The sequence below is a fragment of the Agathobaculum ammoniilyticum genome (assembly GCF_025567315.1).
Taxonomy (GTDB): Bacteria; Bacillota; Clostridia; order Oscillospirales; family Butyricicoccaceae; genus Agathobaculum; species Agathobaculum ammoniilyticum.
Window position 1 is genome coordinate 19,171 of record NZ_JAOQJE010000012.1, and the last position, 18,905, is coordinate 38,075.

The 18,905-nt window shown below is 60.6% G+C and carries 18 protein-coding genes; 16 read left to right on the forward strand and 2 right to left on the reverse strand.

The genetic code is table 11. The annotated features are described in order from the left end of the window. Positions 1-27: 27 nt before the first annotated feature. On the reverse strand, positions 28-1,863 hold the full coding sequence (gene recQ, locus OCV66_RS12030) for a DNA helicase RecQ (RefSeq protein WP_054327984.1): 1,836 nt from the start codon (positions 1,861-1,863) through the stop codon (positions 28-30). Between the two features lie 496 nt (positions 1,864-2,359). Here recQ and OCV66_RS12035 point away from each other — a divergent pair, with 496 nt between their 5' ends. The 5 genes from OCV66_RS12035 (at position 2,360) to OCV66_RS12055 (ending at position 7,761) form a co-directional block, all read left to right on the forward strand. Next, entirely contained in the window at positions 2,360-3,103 is a 744-nt protein-coding gene (locus OCV66_RS12035) for a YebC/PmpR family DNA-binding transcriptional regulator (protein ID WP_054327983.1), read from the forward strand. Between the two features lie 309 nt (positions 3,104-3,412). After that, complete coding sequence (gene larA / locus OCV66_RS12040; protein WP_054327982.1) at positions 3,413-4,690, forward strand: nickel-dependent lactate racemase; 1,278 nt, start codon at positions 3,413-3,415, stop codon at positions 4,688-4,690. 12 nt (positions 4,691-4,702) lie between these two features. Further along, a complete protein-coding gene (locus OCV66_RS12045) occupies positions 4,703-5,002 on the forward strand; it encodes a UxaA family hydrolase (RefSeq protein ID WP_107631136.1) in 300 nt (99 codons plus the stop codon). A gap of 14 nt (positions 5,003-5,016) precedes the next feature. Next, the gene (locus OCV66_RS12050; protein ID WP_054327981.1) at positions 5,017-6,195 is read left to right on the forward strand and encodes a UxaA family hydrolase; all 1,179 of its coding nucleotides are present in this window, start codon (positions 5,017-5,019) and stop codon (positions 6,193-6,195) included. Positions 6,196-6,315: 120 nt separating this feature from the next. Further along, positions 6,316-7,761, forward strand: a complete 1,446-nt coding sequence (locus OCV66_RS12055) for a GntP family permease (RefSeq protein ID WP_082397318.1) — start codon at positions 6,316-6,318, stop codon at positions 7,759-7,761. Between the two features lie 57 nt (positions 7,762-7,818). Here OCV66_RS12055 and OCV66_RS12060 read toward each other — a convergent pair whose 3' ends face one another. Beyond that, positions 7,819-8,478 (reverse strand): GntR family transcriptional regulator, encoded by a 660-nt coding sequence (locus OCV66_RS12060; protein WP_107631135.1) that lies wholly within the window; start codon positions 8,476-8,478, stop codon positions 7,819-7,821. A 124-nt stretch (positions 8,479-8,602) separates the two neighbouring features. On the opposite strand from OCV66_RS12060, the gene OCV66_RS12065 reads away from it, so the two are divergent. The 11 genes from OCV66_RS12065 to OCV66_RS12115 all read left to right on the forward strand — a co-directional run bounded on the left by OCV66_RS12065 (position 8,603) and on the right by OCV66_RS12115 (position 18,895). Further along, positions 8,603-9,841, forward strand: a complete 1,239-nt coding sequence (locus tag OCV66_RS12065) for a glycerate kinase type-2 family protein (RefSeq protein ID WP_147574451.1) — start codon at positions 8,603-8,605, stop codon at positions 9,839-9,841. A 174-nt stretch (positions 9,842-10,015) separates the two neighbouring features. Then, positions 10,016-10,951, forward strand: a complete 936-nt coding sequence (locus OCV66_RS12070; protein ID WP_147574452.1) for a zinc dependent phospholipase C family protein — start codon at positions 10,016-10,018, stop codon at positions 10,949-10,951. A gap of 104 nt (positions 10,952-11,055) precedes the next feature. Beyond that, the gene (locus tag OCV66_RS12075) at positions 11,056-11,385 is read left to right on the forward strand and encodes a DUF1294 domain-containing protein (RefSeq protein ID WP_147574453.1); all 330 of its coding nucleotides are present in this window, start codon (positions 11,056-11,058) and stop codon (positions 11,383-11,385) included. Continuing rightward, on the forward strand, positions 11,382-12,548 hold the full coding sequence (locus OCV66_RS12080; RefSeq protein ID WP_107631132.1) for a cation diffusion facilitator family transporter: 1,167 nt from the start codon (positions 11,382-11,384) through the stop codon (positions 12,546-12,548). The genes OCV66_RS12075 and OCV66_RS12080 overlap by 4 nt, the downstream gene beginning before the upstream one ends. 103 nt (positions 12,549-12,651) lie before the next feature. After that, a complete protein-coding gene (locus tag OCV66_RS12085; RefSeq protein ID WP_054327974.1) occupies positions 12,652-13,920 on the forward strand; it encodes a dihydroorotase in 1,269 nt (422 codons plus the stop codon). Positions 13,921-13,981: 61 nt separating this feature from the next. Further along, positions 13,982-14,707, forward strand: a complete 726-nt coding sequence (locus tag OCV66_RS12090) for an alpha/beta hydrolase (protein WP_107631131.1) — start codon at positions 13,982-13,984, stop codon at positions 14,705-14,707. A gap of 161 nt (positions 14,708-14,868) precedes the next feature. Beyond that, complete coding sequence (locus OCV66_RS12095) at positions 14,869-15,411, forward strand: stage V sporulation T C-terminal domain-containing protein (RefSeq protein WP_107631130.1); 543 nt, start codon at positions 14,869-14,871, stop codon at positions 15,409-15,411. Positions 15,412-15,424: 13 nt separating this feature from the next. Then, positions 15,425-15,607, forward strand: a complete 183-nt coding sequence (locus OCV66_RS12100; RefSeq protein ID WP_054327973.1) for a hypothetical protein — start codon at positions 15,425-15,427, stop codon at positions 15,605-15,607. A gap of 303 nt (positions 15,608-15,910) precedes the next feature. Next, positions 15,911-17,287 carry an electron transport complex subunit RsxC gene (gene rsxC / locus OCV66_RS12105; RefSeq protein ID WP_107631129.1) on the forward strand — a complete coding sequence of 459 codons (1,377 nt, stop codon included), beginning with the start codon at positions 15,911-15,913 and terminating at the stop codon, positions 17,285-17,287. Positions 17,288-17,302: 15 nt separating this feature from the next. After that, the gene (locus OCV66_RS12110; RefSeq protein ID WP_054327971.1) at positions 17,303-18,304 is read left to right on the forward strand and encodes an RnfABCDGE type electron transport complex subunit D; all 1,002 of its coding nucleotides are present in this window, start codon (positions 17,303-17,305) and stop codon (positions 18,302-18,304) included. A gap of 3 nt (positions 18,305-18,307) precedes the next feature. After that, positions 18,308-18,895, forward strand: a complete 588-nt coding sequence (locus tag OCV66_RS12115; protein WP_054327970.1) for an RnfABCDGE type electron transport complex subunit G — start codon at positions 18,308-18,310, stop codon at positions 18,893-18,895. Positions 18,896-18,905: the final 10 nt, after the last annotated feature.

An 18,905-nucleotide genomic window follows, 5' to 3' on the forward strand; every position in this document is an offset into this window, starting at 1 on the left:
GAAAAGGCGTAGGGCGGCATTGCCGCCCTACGCCTTTTCCTGCAGGTAACGCTTGATCTCCTCCAGAAAGGCCCCGCCGTAGCGTCTGGCCTTGGCCTCGCCCACGCCGCGCACGGCGAGCAGCTCAAATTCCGTGATGGGCTGGCGCGCCGCCATGTCACTCAGTGTGGCGTTGGAGAAAATGACGTAGGGCGGCACATGCGCCTTTTGCGCCAGCGCCGTGCGCAGGGCGCGCAGGCGGCCGAACAGGTCCTGGTCCATGGCCGCGCTGGACTCCGCGGCGCGGGCTGCGGGCGCCTTTTCGCGCGGCAGACGGAGGACGAAGGTATCCCGCCCGCGCATGAGCGCGTTACCGGACGGGGTGAGGAACAGCGCGTTGTACCGCGCCGGATCGGTCCGCAGATGTCCGCGCTCGATCAGCGCGTCGGTCAACTGGCGCACGCGCGCGGCGGTCGCGTCCGCCATGATGCCGTAGGTGGAGAGCGTGTCCAGCCGGAATTGATCGATCTTTTCGCTTTTGCTGCCGGTCAGTACGGCGGCGATGATCACCCGCCCGAAATGCAGGCCGCGCTCGCTCAGACGGTATACGCAGGACAGGATCTTTTGTGCCTCGACCGTCGCGTCCACCTGCTCGAAGGTGGTGTCGCAGTTGCCGCAGTGTCCGCAGGACAGAGGCGCCTCTTCCCCGAAATACCGCAGGATGGTCCGGCGCAGGCATTCGGTGGTTGTGGCGTAAAAGGTCATCCGGCGCAGCCGCTCCCGATCGCGTTCGAGCAGATGCTGGCGCACGGCTGGGGCGAGCGCATCGTCCTCGGCCTCGCGGCTGCGCTCAATCAGGAATTCCGCCGTATGCACATCCTGCCCGCTGTACAGCAGGATGCAGTCGGCCGGCTCTCCGTCGCGTCCGGCGCGGCCCGCCTCCTGATAATAACTCTCCATGTTTTTCGGCATGTTGTAGTGGATGACGAAGGACACGTTGGATTTGTCGATGCCCATGCCGAACGCATTGGTCGCCACCATGATGGGCCTGCGGTCGTAGAGGAAATCATCCTGGTTTAGCTGCCGCTCCTCCGCGGACAGTCCGGCGTGGTACCGCGTAGCGGGCAGGCGCTTGGACACCAGCATATCGCACACATCCTCCACGGCTTTGCGTGTGGCGCAGTACACGATGCCGCTTTTCCCCGCCCGTTCGGCCAGCAGCCGTAGCAGGGCGTTCGGCTTGGAGGAGGGGCGCTCGACCGAGAAGTACAGGTTGGGCCGGTCGAAGCCTGTGGTTTTGATGTAAGGCTCGCGCATGCCGAGCGCGCGTACGATATCGTCCCGCACCTGGGCGGTCGCCGTTGCGGTGAATGCGGAAACCAGGGGACGCGCGGGCAGGGCGGCGAGAAATTCCTCAATCTTGAGGTAGCTGGGGCGGAAGTCCTGTCCCCACTGGGAGATGCAGTGTGCCTCGTCCACCGTGAGCATGGCGATCGGCGTCCGGCGCGCAAAATCCAGAAATGCGGGGGCGGTCAGCCGTTCGGGCGCGATATACAGCAGGCGGCACGCACCGGCCTCGGCGGCATACAGGGCGTCGGCCATTTCCGCGGGCGGCATGGAGGAATTGACGCAGGCCGCGGGTACGCCCGCCTCGGCCAGCGCGCCGACCTGGTCCTTCATCAGGGAGATCAGCGGGGAAATGACCAGCGTCAGGCCGTCCAGCAGCAGGGCGGGTACCTGATAGCAGATCGATTTGCCGGCGCCGGTCGGCATGATGCCCAGCGTGTCGCGGCCGGAGAGGATGGACTGCACCAGCTCGCCCTGCCCAGGCCGGAACGAATCATAGCCGAAATATTGCTTTAAGATGCTTTGTGGGGTCTCCATGCGCGTAAGCTCCTTTGGTGGAATCACTTCTATCATACCACGCTGGACCGCGGAATGTAAAACAAAGAATCTGCCAGCCCCACCGGAAAGGCAAAAGCAGGGGGCGCTGAAAATCAGGATTTTCAGCGCCCCCTGCCGTGACAGGCATGTCCGGCCGTGAGCCGGCGATGCCCCGCCCGCCTGGAAGCGGCATGCCCCAGGCGAAAGACTTAGTACTGCTGGTCGTTTTTCTTATTCTGGGTATTCTGCTGGTTCTTGTTCTGCTCGTTGTTCTGCTGCTGGTTCGAGGTAGACGGGTTCTGGTTGCGGTTCTGCTTGCTCATAACGGAATCACCTCTTTTTTTGGATTTTTCGATGATAGTCTGCACCCGTTGTGCGGAAAATATACGCGTGGGTCTTGCGAAAAGCTGCAAAACCTGATAGAATCTATCTGCGCCGCACGGCGTTTTTCAGGTTTGTTTTAATTATTATAATGATAGAAAGAGGGACATCCATCATGTCGGGACATTCCAAGTGGCATAATATTGCCAAGCGCAAGGGCGCGAATGACGCGAAAAAGGCAAAGATATTCACCAAAATCGGCCGTGAGATGGCGATCGCCATCAAAGAGGGAGGCTCGGCGAATCCGGACTTCAACGCCCGCCTGCGCGACTGCATCGCCAAGGCCAAGGCCAACAATATGCCCAACGACAACATCAAGCGCACGCTGGACAAATACTCGGGTGCGAACGGCCAGGTCAACTACGAGGCCAACAACTATGAGGGCTACGGCGTGGGCGGCGTCGCCGTTGTTGTGGAAACGCTGACGGACAACAAAAACCGCACGGTCGCGGATGTGCGCCACCTGTTCGATAAGTATGGCGCGGGCTTGGGCGCCACCAACTGCGTATCCTGGCAGTTCGATAAAAAGGGCGTGATCATTATGGAGCGCGGCGAGCTGGACGAGGATACTGTGATGATGCAGGCGCTCGAGGCGGGCGCGGAGGATTTCCAGGCGGATGAGGAAACCTTTGAAATCTATACCACGCCGGACGATTTTTCCGCCGTGCGCGAGGCGCTCGAAACGCTGGGGTACTCCTTTGTCGAGGCCGAAGTGGAAATGGTGCCGCAGAACTATATCACCCTCGAAAAAGAGGAGGACATGGCCCAGATGCGCAAGCTGCTCGACAACTTGGAGGACAACGACGACGTGCAGGCGGTCTGGCACAACTGGGAGAACGAGGACGACTACGAGGGATAACGCAAGGCGGCTCTCCGCTTTGGAAAGGGATTTGCACCGGCGCAGCTTGGCTGTGCCGGTGCTTTTTGCAGAAAAATGATTATGCAGTTGGAAGAGGCGCGGGAATAGCTGTTCAAAATAAATGAAGAATTCTTGTTGATTTTCCCAATGGAAATTGTGAATATTGTAAATATTGCCCAAAAATAGGGGGGGGGGTAGTCGTATATATCAATTGAATTTGCCAAATAAATATTGTACTATGTATACATAATACAACATACAAATTATTGTATTGGATGCCGGGGAAATGAAAGAATAGGGTGATTGTATATGAAAACATTTTCTATCCCGTACTATACCTCTGCCTTGGAACTGCATGTGGACGAGAAAAACCTCAAAGCGGAGCTGAATTCGCGGACGGACAGCTATGATGCCGGCAAAGGGGAAGCCGAGCTGGTTCGGGAGGCGCTCGCCAACCCGATCGGCACACCGCGGCTGTGCGAGTTGGCAAAGGGCAAGAACCGGATCGTACTGGTTACGAGCGACCATACCCGCGCTGTACCCAGCAAGCTGACGCTGCCGCTGCTGCTGGAGGAGATCCGCCGCGGCAATCCGGAGGCGGATATCACCATCCTGATCGCCACCGGCCTGCACCGTGCGACCACGGAGGAGGAGCAGCGCCGCATGTTCGGCGATGCCATCGTGGACAACGAAAAGATCGTGGTCAATCAGGCGTTCGTGGACGAGGATTTCGAAAAGGTGTGCGACCTGCCTTCGGGCGCGGAGCTGTGGGTGAACAAGGTCGCGCTGCACTGCGACCTGCTGGTGACCGAGGGATTTATCGAGCCGCATTTCTTCGCCGGATTCTCGGGCGGGCGCAAAAGCATCCTGCCCGGCATCTGCAACGCGGCGACCGTGAACGAAAACCACTCGTACAAGGCGATTTCCAGCCCGTATTCCACAACAGGCGTGCTGGAGCATAACCCCATCCATGAGGATATGGTATGCGCGGCGCGCGCGGTCAATGTGCAGTTTATCATGAACGTTGCGCTCAACGCGGAAAAGAAAGTGATCGCGGCCTTTGCGGGCGACCTGGAGCAGGCGCACGAAAAGGGCGTGACGTTCGTGCGCAGCCTGGCGCAGTGCCCGAGTGTGGAGGGGGATATCGTCATCACCTCGAACGGCGGCTACCCGTTGGACCAGAACCTCTATCAAAGCCCCAAGGCGGTCGCGACCGCGGAGGCCTGCTGTCGGGAGGGCGGCGTCATTATCATGTGCGCCTCCTGCTGCGACGGGATGGGAGGCACGCATTTTGAAAAGCTGATCGTGAAGGGGACGGTGGACGAGATCGACGCGTACCTTTCCAAAATCCCGCCTAAGGAAACCATCCCCGAACAGTGGTGCGCGCAGATTTTCGCGCGCATCCTGAAAAAACACAAAGTCATTCTGGTCACCACCTATCTGGATCATGAGCTGGTCCGCAAGGCGAACATGATACCGGCTTCCACGCCGGATGAGGCGCTGGAAATGGCGTATGAGATCATGGGCCGTGACGCGGAGGTCGTCGTCATTCCGGACGGCGTGGCGGTCCTCGCGGTAAAGGAGTAAGGAGGAACGGTTATGGAAGAGTTGAAGCTTGCGCTTAAGGTCGACGACCTGGATAACGTCGCCACGATTTTTGCCGACGCAATCACAGACGGAACAAGGGTTGAGGTGCGGGATAAGAAAGGGAATATGGAGGAGATCACCGTGCACGGCGATGTGCCGTATGGCCATAAGATCGCGTTATGCAATATCGCCAGGGGAGAGCACATCATGAAATACGGCGAGTGCATCGGCGCGGCAAGCTGCGACATCAAAAAGGGCGATTACGTCCATGTACACAATCTTGAGGCGCTGCGCGGCCGCGGTGACCTTTGAGGAGGAATTACGTTATGAGCTATACGTTTCAGGGCTACCGGCGCGCGAACGGCACGTTCGGCGCGCGCAATCTGGTAGCGGTCATTCCGAGCGTTATCTGCGCCAACGACGTGGGCCAGGCGATCTGCCGGCAGGTGCAGGGAACGATCGGCTATTTCCATCATCAGGGCTGCTGCCAGCTGCCGATCGACCTCAAGCGGGTGACGGATACGCTGTCCAACCTCGGGCAGAGCCCGAACGTCGGCGCGGCGCTGATCGTCAGCCTCGGCTGCGAGGGAACCGACCACGAGCGGCTGGTGGAGGAGATCCGCGCGACCGGCAAGCCGGTCGAGATCATCCGCATCCAGGAGCTTGGCGGCACCTCGCGGGCGATCCAGGCGGGCATTGACGCGGCGCAGCGGCTGGTGCAGCAGATCTCCGGCCTGCAGCGCGAGCCGGCCGATATTTCAAACGTAATCATGTCCATCAAGTGCGGCGCGTCGGATACCACCTCCGGCATGGCCTCCAACTGCGTGATCGGCTATGTGGCGGATAAGCTGGTCGACCTGGGCGCAACTGTTGTCTTCGGCGAGACGACCGAATTCCTCGGTGGCGAGCATATCCTCGCGCGGCGTGCGGTCGGCGGCGAGGACGGGCCGGTCGGCCGGAAGATCTACGAGATCGTCGATCGCATGGAAAAGCGTGCGAAATCGGTCGGCGAGGACATGCGCGGTGGCCAGCCGACGCCCGGCAATATCGCGGGCGGGCTGTCCAGCATCGAGGAAAAGAGCCTGGGCGCGATCGTCAAAAGCGGTCACCGTCCGATCCAGGGCGTGCTGGAATACACCGACCGCGTGACCGACCAGAAGGGGCTCTGGATCAAGGACGCGCCCGGCCGTGAGCCGGAGATCCTGACCGGCATGGCCGCCACGGGTGCACAGATCATGCTGTTTTCGACCGGACGCGGCGCGCCGCAGGGCTTCCCTTCCATGCCGGTCGTCAAGATCTGCGGCAACCCCAATACATATGAGCGCATGCAGCACGATATGGACCTGAACGCGGGCCGCATCATCACGGGTGAAAAGACCATTGAAGAGGTCGGCGAAGAGGCGTTCGAGCTGCTGATACGCGTGCTGTCGGGCGAAATGACGAAGAACGAGGCGCTGGGCTATTTCGGCTCGATGGACATTTTCTGTCTCGGTCCGGTCATTTAACCATAGGGGCTGTGGATACAGCTTTGCGGCCGGAGCGGAAAGGGGGATGGGCCATCGCCGGAATCGGATTGGAAGATGAGGAAGATAAGAAAAAAGACGAGTGAATAAGGGGGTAAAAACATGCTAAATCCTGTAGTAGCAATGCTGATCGGTATTGTTGTGATGATGGTGCTGATCATTTTTACCAAGATGCACGCGTTCCCGTCGCTGATTATTTCGGCGATCCTGATCGCGGTGCTGGCGATGCCGTTCGGCGAGGTCTCGTCACTGACCCAGTGCGTCAGCACGGTGACAACCGGCTTCGGCAACACGATGGCAAGTATCGGCGTGGTAATTGGCTTTGGCTGTATCATGGGCATCTTTCTGGAAAAGAGCGGCGCGGCCAAGCGCATGGCGCTGACCATCCTCAAGGCGGTCGGCGTGAAGAACTGCGACGTCGTGCTTGGCCTGACCGGCTGGGTCGTTTCCATACCCGTGTTTTGTGATTCCGGCTTCGTTATCCTGTCCTCGCTGGCCAAGGAATTCTCCCGACTGACCAAGAGGTCCATGGTCGGTCTGGGCGGTATCCTCGGCATGGGCCTGTACATCACGCACTTTATGGTGCCGCCGACCCCAGGCCCGCTGGCAGTCGTCAGCACGTTCCAGGAAAACGGTCTGGGTATCGATCTGGGCATGTTTATCCTGTGCGGCATCGGTATCTCAATCCCGTTGTTTGCCTTTGCGGTACCGTTGTTCCGCCACTTCGGCAAGAAATACCCTAATCTGGTTGTCCCGTATGAGATCGACCGCTCCCAGTACAGCGAAGCGCAACTCCGCGTGCTCGACCGCATCAACGAAAAGTATCAGAAGAACGAAGACCTTGTTACCGAGGACTTTGCGGATCTGCTGGCGGCGGAAAAGCTGCCGAGCGCGTTTATGTCCTTTGCAACGCTGCTGGTACCGATCGTACTGATCTTCGCCAACACGCTGGTCGGCCAGATCTCCTCGCTGCAAGGCACCATGGTCGCCAACGTCGTCCAGTTCCTTGGCCAGCCGGTCATCGCGCTGTTCATCTCCCTGTGTATGGGCGCGTTCCTGCTCTGCAGGGATTACGACAAGAAGACCTGTGTCAATCTGATGCAGGAGGCCTGCCGCGACGCTGGTCCGATCGTGTTCATCACTGCCGCGGGCGGCGCGCTGGGCGCGGTCATCAACGCGACCGGCGCTGCCAAGATGATGGCGGACGCGATCGTTGCCGCGGGCGTTCCCGGCATACTGGTTCCGATCATCATCGGCGTGATCATGCGTTTCCCGCAGGGTTCCGGTACGACCGCGATGATCACCGGCTCCGCGATTATCGCCCCGATGGTGGCGGCCGGTCTGGCAGTCAATCCGTATCTGGCGGCGATGGCGCTCTGCCTGACCACCATGTGTCCAAGCTACCTGAACGACTCGTATTTCCACGTTGTCACGAACTTCTCCGGCATGGATATCAAGACCAGCCTCAAAACCTGGTCGGTCGGCTCTATCCTGATTCCGGCTTTCGGCTCATGCATTTTCATCGTCCTGTCGTTCTTCATCCACTAAGGGACAAAGCAAATAAAAATGGCTGCCGCAAATGCGGCAGCCATTTGTCTGCGGGGATCATTTCTTTTTTTCGAGCTGCTCCTTGATGCAGGAGCGGGCCAGCTCCAGATGCCGGCGGTTGACGCTCTCGGCCAGCTCGGCGTCGCCCCGAATGATGGCGTGTATAACCTGCCGGTGCTCGTCCTGGGATTCCTCGAAGCGCTGGCGGATGTTGAGGGAAAGCACGCGGAACTGCTGGTTCATCGAGCCGACGCGGTAGTAGGCCGAGCTGACGATGCTGTTGTTGCCGAGGGAGACGATTTCGTTGTGCAGCTGCTCGTCCACGCGGGCGTAAGCATCCAGGTCGCCCGCGTCGATCATGGTCTGTAGGTCCTCCAGAATGTCGAGCAGCCGCTGGATATGGGTGGAAGTCAGGTTGGCACGGCTGTTGCGGATGCCGTAACCCTCCAGCAGCACACGCATATCAAAGATCTCGTCGATATCCTTACAGGTGAACTCCTTGACGAACGTCCCCTTGTTAGGGATGCTGACGAGCAGCCCGTCCGACGCGAGACGGAGCAGGGCCTCGCGCACCGGACTGCGGCTGACGCCGAGCTGCTCGCAAAGCTCGGCCTCCTGCAGCCAGTAGCCGGGCGCGTACAGCCCGTTGCAGATATTTTTGCGCAGGATCGCGTAAACCTGATCCGCAATGGTTTGAATCGGCCTGTTTTTTGGCATAATTCCGCCTCCTGACTTGAGTCGGGGAGCTATTCCCTGTATACTTTTATATTATATGGATTTCCTCTGATTTTGCAAGACAGGCCCCGCCGGGGCGCTGTTTGGAAAGGATGGTTTGAGCGCTATGAAAATTCGTGAGGACGCGGCGCGCATTATCGACGCTTCGATCCGCGCCGTGCTGCCGGACGAGGCGGTGGCGCGCGCGCTGAAAGGGTTTACGCCCCCGACCGGCCGGCTGGTCCTGGTCGCGCTGGGCAAGGCAGCCTGGCAGATGGCGAAGGCCGCTGCCGACTGTCTGGGCGGCGCGGTGTCGGACGGTATCGTGATCACCAAATACGGCCACGCGGGTGGTGATATCCCGGGCCTGCGTATTCGGGAGGCGGGACATCCAGTGCCTGACTGGAATTCGTTCGACGCCACCGACGAGGCGATACGGCTGGTGGAGCCGCTGGGGGAAAACGACCTGGTCCTGCTGCTCATATCGGGCGGCGGCTCGGCGCTGTTTGAAAAGCCGCTTTGCGGGCCGGAGGCGCTCGCGGACCTGACCGGCCAGCTTCTGCGCTGCGGCGCGGATATCGTTGAGATGAACACGCTGCGCAAGCGGGTCAGTGCGGTCAAGGGTGGACGGTTCGCGCAGCTCTGCGCGCCCGCGCGGGTGTTCGCCATCGTGCTGTCGGACATCGTGGGCGACCCGCTGGACATGATCGCTTCCGGACCGGCCTATCCGGACCGCTCGACCGCGGAGCAGGCACACGCGGTCGTGGAAAAATACGGGCTGCGGCTCCCGCCGGAGGTGCTGCCGCTGCTCGACCGGCCGCTGCCGCGCCGTCTGGATCATGTGGAAACGCGGGTCACCGGCTCGGTGCGCGAATTGTGCGCGGCGGCGGCAGGCGCGTGCCGCGCGCTGGGCTATGAAACGACCGTGCTGACCGCGAGCCTGTGTTGCGAAGCGCGGGAGGCGGGCAGCTTCCTCGCGTCGGTCGCACAGTACCATGCGGATACAGTAAAGCCGCTTGCGTTTATCGCGGGCGGCGAAACCGTCGTGCATATCACAGGCACGGGGCTGGGCGGCCGCAATCAGGAGGTTGCGCTTTCCGCCGCGCGCGGGATTGCGGGACTGGTGGGCGCGGCCGTGTTTTCGGTCGGCTCGGACGGGACGGACGGTCCTACCGACGCGGCGGGCGGCCTGGTGGACGGGACGACCTGCGGCCGTCTTGCCGCGCAGGGCATATCCATCGACCGCGTGCTGTCGGATAACGACGCCTATCATGCGCTTGTACGGGTGGACGGGCTGATTAAGACCGGACCCACGGGAACCAACGTCAACGACGTATCCGTGCTGCTGCTGCGCCCGCGGGCCTGAACGCGGCGAAGATGGCCTGCTTATATTATAGCATGCCAAGGGGAAAAGGTAAAGCGAGCCGCCGGCAGCAAAAAAACGCCGCAGTTTTTTCTCCTGCACGCTTTCCCTTTGTCGGAAAAGCGTGTATAATGAGGGCGCAGACTGCTGACGCCAACAAAGAAAGGAAGAGCTGTTATGGCGGATTTCGTATCCCATCATTTGTTCGGAGAGCAGGCGCTCGCGGTTTTTCCGGCTCCGGTGCAGGCGCTTGCCGAAAGCCGTCCGGCCTGCTTTTACTGGGGCTGCCAGGGGCCGGACCCGCTGTTTTACCGGAAAGTCCTGTTCGGCAGCCCGCTGCATAAGCTGGGCAACCGGATGCATTCCGAGCGGACGGACCGGCTGTTCGCGGCACTCGCGCACGGCGTACACGACCTGACCGGCACGGCCCATGAGATCGCCAGCGCGTATTTTTACGGCTTCCTGTGCCATTATGCGCTCGACAGCGAGATACACCCGTATGTATACTGCCGGCAGGAGCAGATCCGTTCCGTGGACACGCGCCTGTCCGGCTCCGCGGTCCATTGTCAGATCGAAAGCGATATCGATTCCCTGGTATATGAGCGCGTGCGCCGCGCGCCGGTCACAACCTTTTCACCGGCGGATTCCTACACGCTGGAGGCTGAGGAGAAGGCCGTGCTTGCCGCGCTGCTCCACGCGGTGCTGAAAGCGGTATATGGGGCGGACGCGCCGCCGTACAGCCTCCGGCGGGCGTTTGACGAGATGCTGGCGTGGGAAACGTTTTTCTATTCGGAGAGCCGCGGCATATACCGCGCCGCACAGCGGCTGGAGCGCCTTGCCGGACGCGGCGCGCTGCTGACCGGCCATATGAAGACCGAGCTACCCGCATGGGACGCGCTTAATCTGGAGCATGAGCCGTGGGGCAGCTTGTGGACGCCGGGGGAGGTGCGCACGGATTCCGTACCCGAGCTGTTCGGCCTAGCGCGCATCCGCGCCGCGTCGCTCGCGGGACAGTATGCCGCCCAGTTTGACGCGGGCTGGCTGCTGCGGTACCATTTCGACGCGCCGTTCGACAACGGCAACCCCAAGCGGCTCGCCGCGCAGACAGAATAGCAGTACGGGGGACGCGCAGACGCGCGTCCCCTTTCCGCTGCTCACGCGCGAAAACGTTAGTCGCGGCTACTTTTTGCGCGTCTGGTTGCATCCCGCAGGCGCCTATGCTAAAATATAAGGAAATTCCGGCGGGGGAGGGGCTGTCAGCCGTGAAAGGCGTTTGGTACTATCTGCTTGTGGTCAGTGCGATCGGCGCGCTGGTCAGCATATATGATAAAATAGCCGCGAGGAATGGATGGGGGCGTGTGCCGGAGCGCACGCTGTTTTTCTGGACCCTGGTCGGCGGCGGGCCGGGCGTGTATGCGAGCATGCTGCTGATCCGCCACAAAACGCTGCACCGCAGCTTTATGTTAGGCATCCCAGCAATTATGATATTACAATTAGTAATTTGTATGGGCATATATAATATTCTGTATACGAGGGGGATGCTATGACCAGCCTGTTGATCCGCCTGTTTGTGAAGGATGCGGAAAATACGCGGGACGCCCGCGTGCGGGAGCGCTATGGTGTGCTGTCCGGCGCGGTGGGTATCGCGTGCAACCTGTTCCTGTTTGCGCTCAAAATGGCGATCGGCCTGCTCAGCGGCGCGATTTCCATTGCCGCGGATGCGTTCAATAACCTGTCGGACGGCCTTTCCTGCCTGATTTCGATTGTGGGCTTCAAGGTTTCCGGCAAGGAGCCGGACGCAAAGCATCCGTTCGGTTATGGGCGCACGGAATATATCGCGGGGCTGATCGTATCGTTTATCATCGTCCTGGTCGGCTTTGAGTTTCTGAAAACCTCGGCCGGCCGTATCCTCCATCCAGAGCCGGTCGAGGCATCGCCCATCCTGATCGCCATTCTCGCGGTTTCCATGGCAGTCAAGCTGTGGATGGGTGCGTTCAACGTGGGGATCGGCCGCCGGATCGATTCGCCCGTGCTGATGGCCGCGGGGCAGGACAGCCGGAACGATGTCATCACGACCGGCGTGGTCGTGGTCGGCATGATTGCGGGCCGTTTCACCACCCTGCCGGTGGACGGCTATATAGGGGTGCTGGTGGCGCTGTTCATCATCTGGGCGGGCGCCGGTATCGCGCGCGATACGGTCGCGCCGCTGCTCGGTGAGGCCGCGGACCCCGAGGTTGCGAAAAGCATCGAGCGCATTGTGATGGATTCGGACTACATCGTGGGCGTACACGACCTGATCGTCCATAATTACGGCGCGGGGCGCTCGCTGGCGTCACTCCATGCGGAAGTGCCGAGCGATTCCGACTTTGTCGCCGTGCATGAGGTGATCGACGAGGCGGAGAAACGGGTTTGGCAGCAGACAGGGGTATATGTGGTTATCCACATGGACCCGATCGACGTCAACAACGCGCATGTCGCCGCGCTGCGCGAGCAGGCGGACGCCGTGCTGCGGTCGATCGACGAAAGGCTCTCCATGCACGATTTCCGCGTTGTGGACGGGGAACGGCAGATCAACCTGATTTTTGACGTGGTCGTCCCGTTCAGCTACGACAACGATGCAAAGCGGGAGCTGATGATGCGGATTCGGGACCAGCTGAAAAAAATCGACTGGCGGTATAATCCGGTGGTTACGTTCGACCATCAGATGTAATGCCCGTCGGAAAAACGGCCGCCCAGCGGCCGTTTTATTTTGCATGGCTAGGGCATCCATGATACAATATAAAAACGAATAGAGAAAAGGACGGAGGTTTTCCATGCTTTTACTGCAAAACGGACGGGTGCTTGACCCCTACACAGGCACGGACGCGCCGCGCGACGTGCTGATCGGGGACGACGGTGTGATCGCGGCGGTGTCCAAGCGGCTCCAGCCGCCGCCGGGCTGCGAGTGCTGGGACGCGGCCGGACTGACGGTTTCCCCCGGATTTGTGGATGGGCATGTGCATTTCCGCGATCCGGGGCAGACGGAAAAGGAGGACGTGCTCACCGGCGCTGCTGCTGCTGCCGCAGGCGGCTACGCGACCGTGATCTGCATGGCGAATACCCTGCCCGCATGCGATACGCCTGAAACAATCCGGTATGTGACTGAAAAGGCGCGGGGCTGCGCGGTGCAGGTTCTGCAGGCGGGCGCGGTGACAAAGGGTCTGAAGGGGCGGGAGCTGACCGACTTCGGGGCGCTCAAGGCCGCGGGCGCGCCCTGTCTGACCGACGACGGCCTTAACCTGACGGACGCAGGCCTGTGTCGGGAGGCGATGGCGCGCGCGGCGGCACAGGATATCCTTTTGTCGTTCCATGAGGAGGAGCCGTCCCTCGTACCCTCGCCCGGCGTGAATTACGGCTCCAAGGCGGCGAAGGAGTTTGGGGTGCCGGGCGCGATGGCAAGCGCGGAAAGCGCGATGATCGCACGCGATATTGCGCTCGCGCTGGACACGGGCGCACGGGTCCTGTTCCAGCATGTCAGCTCGGCACAGTCGGTCGCGCTGATCCGCGCGGGCAAGGCGCTGGGCGCGCGGATCTATGCGGAGGTCACGCCGCACCACCTTTCCCTGACCGAGGCGGATGTTTGCACGCACGGAGCCTATGCGCGGATGAATCCGCCGCTCCGCACGGAGGCTGACCGCGAGGCGCTGATCGGCGCGCTTGCGGACGGTACGATCGACATGGTCGCCACCGACCACGCGCCGCATACGGCGGAGGAAAAGGCGCGCGAATTCGCCAAGGCCCCGTCGGGCATCACGGGGCTGGAAACCGCGTTTTCCGTATGCAATACGTTTCTGGTGCAGACCGGACGCCTGTCGCCCATGCAGTTGGTGGAGCGGATGAGCCGGACGCCCGCGGAGCTGTACGGACTGTCCGGCCGCGCGGTACGCGAGGGGAACTTCGCCCGCCTGGTGCTGCTGGACTGGAAGCGGGAGACCGTGTACCGGAGCTACCGCTCGAAAGCGGCCAACACGCCGTACACCGGCATGCCGCTGACCGGCGCGCCGCGCGCGATCGTGACTGGCGCAAAGGTCACGGCGCGGTGACAAAACGGCTGCGCCGGAAAATCCGGCCGCAGGACAACGACACAAGATAGGAAGCAGCAACATGTCTATTGCGAGAGAAGAATTGCGGATCGGCGGTATTCCCGCGCTCGTGCTGGGCGAGCCGTCCAATCAAGTGTATTTATATGTACACGGCCAAAACGGGAATAAAGAGGAGGCGTGCGGCGTTGCCGAAAGCCTGCAGCGGTATGGGTGCCAGACCTTGAGCCTAGACCTGCCGGGGCATGGGGAACGGGCGGACGAGATGCCTTTCTTTGACCCGTGGCACGTCGCACCGGAGCTGGCCGCGGTGATGCGGTTTGCTGAGGCGCGCTGGAAAGGGATTTCCCTGTTCGCAAACAGCATCGGGGCGTGGTTTGGCATGCTGGGCCTGCGCGGCAAGCGCCTGGACCGCTGTCTGTTTGTCTCGCCTGTCCTCGATATGAAGCGGCTGCTGCAAAAAATGATGGGCTGGGCGGACGTTTCAGAGGAACGGCTCAGGCAGGAGCGCGTGATCCCAACCGATTTTGGGCAGACCTTGTCGTGGGAGTATTGGGAATATGCGGCGTCCCATCCGATCACGGCATGGGAAAGCCCCACGGAAATATTATACGGCGGCAGCGATGCCCTGATAGATCGTGATACCGTAGAGCAGTTCGCCCAGCGGTTTCGCTGTGGCTTGACGGTGATGGAAAACGGCGAGCATTGGTTCCACACGCAGGAGCAGATGGATTTCCTGCACCGTTGGCTCGAACGAAGCGCCGCGGCTAACGGCACTCAGACCCGTTAGCCCGCCAAACGACAGTGCCGCCCTCGCTTTTCCATTTAATCAAAAATAACAGGCCGAGAAAAAATTGCCAGAGCCGCGCCGGTGGAAAATCCCGCATATTTGTCCGCGTTGCTGTCATACTACCTGTACAACCAGAAATTCGTATGGGAGGGAACGCGTAAATGAAAGCAACCGGCATTGTACGCCGCATCGATGATCTTGGACGCGTCGTTATTCCGAAAGAGATCCGCCGCACCCTGCGCATCAGGGAGGGCGACCCGTTGGAAATCTTCACCGATCGCGACGGCGAGGTCATCTTCAAAAAATATTCCCCCATGGGGGAGCTTGGTACGGTCGTCGCCGAACTGGCGGAGGCGCTGGCGCGCACCGCGGGCATGAGCTGCGCGATCTGTGACCGCGACGCGGTCATCGCCGCGGCAGGCGGAGCGAAAAAGGACATCCTGGAAAAGAGCATCTCGCCCGACCTGGAGCTTGTGATGGAGCAGCGCGCCACCTATGAGCGCGGCGTAGGAGAGACGCAGGATATCGCGATCACCGCAAATGACGTGTATAATGTGATCGTCGCCGTGCCGATCATCACGGATGGGGACGTAACGGGCTGCGTCGCCTTTGTCGGCGAGGAGGAAAACGCCTCTGCGGACGAGGTGGCGGTCAAGCTGTGCCAAACGGCGGCCCAGTTCCTGTCCAAGCGTCTTGGGCTGTAAGGGGGCGCGCCGGATGGGCAGAAAGAACGGAGAAGAACGCCAGCCAAAAGCGTTCCCGCAATATGATGAGGCGGGGCATGTGGATTCCGCGGCGGTCGCGCCGCTCCCGCCATATCCGCAGAGCATGGTGCAGCGGGGCGATCCGGCGGCGACCGAATATACCGAACGGTATTGCAAACCCAGGGAAAAAAGGTAATATGGGCGGAAACAGGCTGTTTTTACAGCCTGTTTTTCCGTTTTCTGTTTCCTTTGGAGGAAAAGAATGACGATTTGTTCACAAAGTGGGTATACAAAATGACGGGATAAGCAGGGTCTAAAACAAATTTTTTTGATTTTTGGACAAATTTTTTGCGTTTTAGGCTTGCTTATTGGGGGCCAAAAACAGTATAATCTAATTTGCAAGACTATGCGTTCAACATGGTCTGCCGATTTCATTAGTAGATGGAACCGAACCCGCGGTTCGGTTCTTCTTGCGCAAAAAACTAGAGAGGTGAAAAACATGGTGTATTCGTTCCGTGGCGGCATTCACCCCGGCACCCACGCAGACCCGGGGTATAAATCCGCGACAAACACCAAGCCGATCGAGAAACTGGCGCTGCCCGACCAGGTCATCCTGCCCGTTTCCATGCACATCGGCGCCCCGGCAAAGCCGATCGTTTCCGTCGGCGATACCGTGGATCTGGGACAGCCCATCGCGGAAGCCGGCGGCTTTGTCAGCGCTCCTGTCCATGCAACCGTGTCCGGTAAGGTAAAGGCGGTCGAACCCCGCCTGCATCCGAACGGCAGCAAGGTCCTGTCCATCGTGATCGAAAACGACGGGGAGGACCGTCCGCATGAGTCCGTACATCCGTATGATTTCGCATCCATGTCCAACGAAGAGCGTATCGAGTGCATCCGTTCGGCCGGTATCGTCGGCCACGGCGGCGCAACATTCCCCACGCACGTCAAAATCCAGTCCGGCATCGGCAAGTGCGATACGGTCATCATCAACGCGGCCGAGTGCGAGCCGTACATAACTTCAGACCACCGCCTGCTGCTCGAGCGTCCGGAGGAGGTCGTCGGCGGGCTGAAGATGCTGGCCGACATTATGGGGGTTCAGAACGCGATCATCGCGGTCGAGGAAAATAAGACGGACGCATTCCCGGGCATTGAAAAGCTGATCGCGGACGACCCGCGCCTCAAGCTGTACCCGCTCAAGTGCAAATACCCGCAGGGCGCAGAAAAGCAGTTGATCAATGCCTGCACGGGCCGCGAGGTGCCGTCCGGCAAGCTGCCGGCCGACGCGGGCTGCGCGGTATTCAACGTCGACACCGCGGGAGCGGTTTACCGCCGCTTTACGACCGGTATGCCGGTCATCCGCCGTATCGTAACGGTTTCGGGTTCCGCGATTGCGGAGCCGAAGAACCTTGAAGTACGCATTGGCACGCAGGTCGAAAAGCTGATCGACGCATGCGGCGGTTTCAAGGAGGCCCCTAATAAGCTTCTGATGGGTGGCCCGATGATGGGCGTTGCCCAATACTCGCTCGAAATCCCGATTTTCAAGGGTACGAATGCGTTCCTTGCATTCGCAGGGGACGAGGATAAGCGCGTGGCCGACCCGCAGTGCATCCGCTGCGGCAAGTGCATCAACGCCTGCCCGATGCACCTGCTGCCGGTCTATATGAACGTATACGGCAAGCAGGAGGACTTGGATAACGCGGTTGAGTGCGGCATGCTGGACTGCATCGAGTGCGGCTCGTGCGCCTATGTGTGTCCGGCCCGCATTCCGCTGGTCGCGCAGTTCCGCCTGACCAAGGGCAAGATCCAGGCCAAGCGCATGGCGGAAAAGGCCAAGGCCGATGCCGAAAAGGCAAAGGCAGAGGCGGAAAAGAAGTAAGGAGGGGAAACGAAAATGTATGATCTGAGTAAAGTCGTCGTCACCTCCTCGCCCCATATCAAGGCAGGGGACGATACCCGCAGCCTGATGCTCGACGTGCTGATCGCGCTGCTGCCCGCGCTTTGCGTGGCGGTTTATACCTTTGGATGGCGCGCGCTCGTCCTGACAGTCATCTCCATGGTTGCCTGTGCAGTATTCGAGACGATCTATAATAAAATTGTCGGCCACCCCAACACGGTCGGCGACCTGTCGTGCTTCGTCACAGGCGTTCTGATCGCGTTCAACGTGCCGGTATCCGCCCCGTGGTGGATGGTTGTGTTCGGCGCGCTGTTCGGCATCATCATCGTCAAGATGCTGTTCGGCGGCATCGGTAAGAACTTCATGAACCCGGCGCTCGGCGCGCGCGCGTTCATGATGGCTTCCTGGGCCGGCCTGATGACCACCTGGACCGCGCCGCACGCGAATCTCCCGCTGCTCGGCACGGTCAGCCTGACCGACGCGATTTCCACGGCGACCCCGCTGGCCTCGCTCAAGAACGGCGTCCTGCCGGACGCGACGCTGATGGATATGTTCCTTGGCCAGACCGGCGGTGTGATCGGTGAAACGTCTGCGCTTGCGCTGATCGCAGGCGGTCTGTATCTGCTGTGGCGCAAGGTCATCACCATCAATATCCCCGCAGCGTACATCCTGACCGTTGCGGTCGTTACATTCCTGTTCCCGATGGGAGACGTATCCCGTGTGCAGTGGATGCTGTACCAGGTGCTGTCCGGCGGCCTGATGCTCGGCGCGATTTTCATGGCGACCGATTACGTCACCAGCCCGGTCACGCCGCGCGGTCAGATCATCTTCGGCATCGGCTGCGGCCTGCTGACGGTGTTCATCCGCTATTTCGGCGGCCTGCCGGAAGGCGTGTCGTACTCCATCCTGATCATGAACACGCTGGTTTGGGCGATCGACAAGGCCACCCATCCCCGCAAGTTCGGTTATGCGCTGGATAAGAAGAAGGAGGCACAGTAAATTATGGATAGCAGCAAAAAGGGCGGCGGCATTCTGATGCTGGTCGTCGTACTGGGCCTGATCACCTTTGTATGCGCCCTGCTTCTGGGCTTTACCAACGGCGTGACCAAGGATAAGATCGAGCAGAACGGTATTGAGACCCGCAACGAGGCTATGAGCGCCATCATTGCGGACGCGGAAAGCTTTACCGACGTAGAGGTCGGCGAGGAATGGACCGCGCCGGCGGATAAGAATCAGCCGGCAATCAGCGGCGTATACGCGGCAGAGGCGGGCGGCGAGACGATCGCCTACTGTGTAGAAGTAAAGCCCAAGGGCTTCGGCGGCGAGCTGACGCTGATCGTCGGCGTCAACACGGACGGCACCATCGCGGGCGCGCAGGTAACGGCGCATGGCGAGACCCCGGGCCTGGGCGCCAAGGCGCAGAGCGATAAGAACTGGATCACCCAGTTCGCGGGCCAGCCGGCGGATGGCAGCCTCGCAGTCTCCAAGGACGGCGGCACGATCAACGCCATCACCGGTTCCACCATCACGTCCCGCGCAGTGACCCTCGGCGTCAACACCGCGGCCAACTGCGTTGCAAGCTTGGGTTAAAGGAGGAACA

What these genes read in the sequence shown, in the direction of transcription:
- recQ (WP_054327984.1), bottom strand. Translation starts at nt 1,863, where the DNA reads ATGGAGACCCCACAAAGCATCTTAAAGCAATATTTCGGCTATGATTCG.
- OCV66_RS12035 (WP_054327983.1), top strand. Translation starts at nt 2,360, where the DNA reads ATGTCGGGACATTCCAAGTGGCATAATATTGCCAAGCGCAAGGGCGCG.
- larA (WP_054327982.1), top strand. Translation starts at nt 3,413, where the DNA reads ATGAAAACATTTTCTATCCCGTACTATACCTCTGCCTTGGAACTGCAT.
- OCV66_RS12045 (WP_107631136.1), top strand. Translation starts at nt 4,703, where the DNA reads ATGGAAGAGTTGAAGCTTGCGCTTAAGGTCGACGACCTGGATAACGTC.
- OCV66_RS12050 (WP_054327981.1), top strand. Translation starts at nt 5,017, where the DNA reads ATGAGCTATACGTTTCAGGGCTACCGGCGCGCGAACGGCACGTTCGGC.
- OCV66_RS12055 (WP_082397318.1), top strand. Translation starts at nt 6,316, where the DNA reads ATGCTAAATCCTGTAGTAGCAATGCTGATCGGTATTGTTGTGATGATG.
- OCV66_RS12060 (WP_107631135.1), bottom strand. Translation starts at nt 8,478, where the DNA reads ATGCCAAAAAACAGGCCGATTCAAACCATTGCGGATCAGGTTTACGCG.
- OCV66_RS12065 (WP_147574451.1), top strand. Translation starts at nt 8,603, where the DNA reads ATGAAAATTCGTGAGGACGCGGCGCGCATTATCGACGCTTCGATCCGC.
- OCV66_RS12070 (WP_147574452.1), top strand. Translation starts at nt 10,016, where the DNA reads ATGGCGGATTTCGTATCCCATCATTTGTTCGGAGAGCAGGCGCTCGCG.
- OCV66_RS12075 (WP_147574453.1), top strand. Translation starts at nt 11,056, where the DNA reads ATGCTAAAATATAAGGAAATTCCGGCGGGGGAGGGGCTGTCAGCCGTG.
- OCV66_RS12080 (WP_107631132.1), top strand. Translation starts at nt 11,382, where the DNA reads ATGACCAGCCTGTTGATCCGCCTGTTTGTGAAGGATGCGGAAAATACG.
- OCV66_RS12085 (WP_054327974.1), top strand. Translation starts at nt 12,652, where the DNA reads ATGCTTTTACTGCAAAACGGACGGGTGCTTGACCCCTACACAGGCACG.
- OCV66_RS12090 (WP_107631131.1), top strand. Translation starts at nt 13,982, where the DNA reads ATGTCTATTGCGAGAGAAGAATTGCGGATCGGCGGTATTCCCGCGCTC.
- OCV66_RS12095 (WP_107631130.1), top strand. Translation starts at nt 14,869, where the DNA reads ATGAAAGCAACCGGCATTGTACGCCGCATCGATGATCTTGGACGCGTC.
- OCV66_RS12100 (WP_054327973.1), top strand. Translation starts at nt 15,425, where the DNA reads ATGGGCAGAAAGAACGGAGAAGAACGCCAGCCAAAAGCGTTCCCGCAA.
- rsxC (WP_107631129.1), top strand. Translation starts at nt 15,911, where the DNA reads ATGGTGTATTCGTTCCGTGGCGGCATTCACCCCGGCACCCACGCAGAC.
- OCV66_RS12110 (WP_054327971.1), top strand. Translation starts at nt 17,303, where the DNA reads ATGTATGATCTGAGTAAAGTCGTCGTCACCTCCTCGCCCCATATCAAG.
- OCV66_RS12115 (WP_054327970.1), top strand. Translation starts at nt 18,308, where the DNA reads ATGGATAGCAGCAAAAAGGGCGGCGGCATTCTGATGCTGGTCGTCGTA.